Origin of the sequence: Actinosynnema sp. NPDC023658, from assembly GCF_040639995.1 — a bacterium.
Taxonomy (GTDB): Bacteria; Actinomycetota; Actinomycetes; order Mycobacteriales; family Pseudonocardiaceae; genus Actinosynnema.
The window spans coordinates 1-2,574 of sequence record NZ_JBFAAX010000801.1 but is presented as its reverse complement, the minus strand read 5'-3'; the positions used below and the strand labels follow the sequence as shown (position 1 = coordinate 2,574).

Below are 2,574 nucleotides of genomic sequence, written 5' to 3'. Positions count from 1 at the left end.
TGTGGCACCGGCTCAGCTCGGCGTCAGCTTCCACTGCTGGTTGGTGCCGTTGTTGGCGGTCCACTGCACGACCTGGGCACCGTCGGTGGTCGCCTGGCCGTACACGTCGGCGGCCAGGCCGCTGGCGCGGTTCACGATGGAGTAGTACCCGTCACCGGTGGGCCGCAGGTACCACTGCTGGTTCGTGCCGCCGTTGGCGGTCCACTGCTGCAACTGCAGTCCGGCCGTGGTGGAGGAGCCGTTGACGTCCAGCATCTTGCCGCTCGCGGTGTAGCGCAGCGTGTAGGTGCCGTCCGGGGCGGTGCTGACGGTCCAGGTCGCGTTCCCGGTCTGCTGCACCGCCTTGGCGCCGTCGGCCGTGGAGTTGCCGGCGATGGCGAGCGGCTTGCCGCTGTTGCGGTTGTCCACGCGGTAGGTGCCCGGCGTGGGGCCGGTGCTCCCTCCGCCCAGCGTGAAGTACTCGACGGCGTCCCTGAACGTCGTCGTGCCGGACTTGGCGGTCGACACGACGAGGTAGACCCGCGAGCCGCTCGCGGGGGTGGTGAAGGAGACGGGGTGGGTCACCCGCGACCCCAGCGGGACGGTGAGGGCCGCGCTGCCGGACGCGACCACCGCGCCGTCGGGGCTGTCGAGCCGGGCGCTCCAGGCGAAGTCCACGGTGGTGTCGGCGAAGTCGTCGTTGAACACGGTGATGGTCCGGTTCACCGCGGTGTTGGCCGGGTAGGACGGCACGGCGGCCGGCAGGGGGAAGGTGCCGTTGGAGTCCGAGACGCCGGAGGCCGACCAGTAGGGCAGGTCGATCGCGGCGACCGGGTTGAACGCGGCCTGCACCCGCTGGACCTGGCTGTTGCTCCAGGGGTCGGGCAGGTTGTCCGCGCCGTAGAGGGGGCGTCCACCCTCCTCCGGGGTGAGGTCGGTGGTCCGCACGCCGGGCACGACGCCGACCCAGGCCGACAGCAGGGTGTACGGGCGCAGGTCGTTGGCACCCTTGCCGCGCTTGGCCGCCGTGGCCGTGGCGAACCACTCGAAGCCCTGCCTGGTGTTGCACTTCGGCCAGATGTACTCGCCCTCGCCGTCGGGCCGACCGGCCACGACCTGCACCCGCTCGCCGTACTGGCCGGTGCCGTCGATGTAGTGCGCGAACACGGCGAAGTTGGAGTAGTTCATGTTCGGGTACCGGCTGGGCGAGTCGGCGCCGGGCGCGGCGTCGATGCTGATCGGCCGGGTGCCGTCGTTGCCGTTCATCGCCGCGTAGAGGTCCTGCTCGAACTGCTCGGAGTCGTTGCTGAAGCTCGGCTCGTTGGCCTGGCTCCAGCGGACGACCGCGGGGTGGTTGCGGTCCCGCAGGGTCAGCGCGCGGTCGTGGTCGACCATGTTGTCGTGCCCGCCGACGAAGTCCTCCGAACCGCCTCGGATCCCGCCCTCGTCGATGACCATCAGGCCCATCTCGTCGGCCACGTCCAGCATGTAGGGGCTGGGCGGCACCTGGTGCACCCGCACGACGTTGTAGTTGAGCCGCTGGTAGTTGTCGACGGCCTGCGGCCAGCCGGGGTTGCCCGGTGACGGCGGCAGGAACCCGGGCAGCGTGTCGTAGGCGTCGCCCTTCCCGCCGTTGACGACCCGGTCGTAGTCCGCGCCCTGGAGGTTGTCGCCGCGGTAGTTCACGCGCACGCCGTTGAGGTAGAAGTACTCGCCGTTCTGCGTGCTCTCGCGGAACCCGAACCGGTACGTGGCGTCGCTGGTGCGCCCGTCGTCGGTGGCCGCGTGCACCGACAGCCGGTGCAGCTGTGCCCGGTACCCCGCCCGGTAGGGCACGTTCGGCCACCAGTACGAGGACGTGCCCAGGTTCCACGCGATCGGGCCGACCGTCACTTTGACCGTCGAACGCGCGGCGACGCTGACCGTTCGGCTGGGCAGGGCCGGGTAGGTGGACGTGCCGTTGCCGTCCGAGGCGAGGGAGCCGGTCAGGGTCACCGACCGGGCGACGGCGGAGGTGTTCGTCACGGAGACGTCGTAGGTGAGGCTCTGGTTCGCCACCGACGTGCGGATGAACGCGTCGCTGACGTGCACCGCCGGGTACGTCCGCAGGAACGCCGAGCGGAAGATGCCCTGCGGCACGGCCTCCGACCAGTCGGCGGCCACGGGCACCAGGTACTTGCCCGCGCTGTTCTTCAACGCCCCGCGCCCCTTCACCGCCACGCTGATCGTGTGCGTGGTGCCGGGTGCGGCGAACGCGGTGATGTCGAAGTTCGACGGGGTGAAGGCGGTCGTCCTGGTGGCGACGACCCGTCCGTCCACCGACAGCGTCGCCTGGTGGTTCACCGCGCCGAACTCGATCCACGCCGACTGCGGCTCACCCGAGTCCGGCACGGTCACGGTCCGCGAGTACGTCGCCTCGTTCACGTCGGTGAAGCCCTGCTTGTACCAACCGCCCCCGGGCACGGTGATCGACGTCGTCGACCGGCCCGCCGGCGTGAAGCTCCACGTGCCGGCCAGGTCCACCGACCCGATCGCGGCGTTGCCCGCGGTGAAGCCGTTGACGCCCGCCGCCGACGCGGCGGGAACGGCATCCCC

1 protein-coding gene is annotated in these 2,574 nt (G+C 70.9%); it reads right to left on the bottom strand.

The window, feature by feature from the left end; genetic code table 11:
- Positions 1-12: 12 nt before the first annotated feature.
- The coding region (locus AB0G02_RS34945) for an RICIN domain-containing protein (RefSeq protein WP_360803127.1) at positions 13-2,574 on the bottom strand (2,562 nt) is incomplete at its 5' end.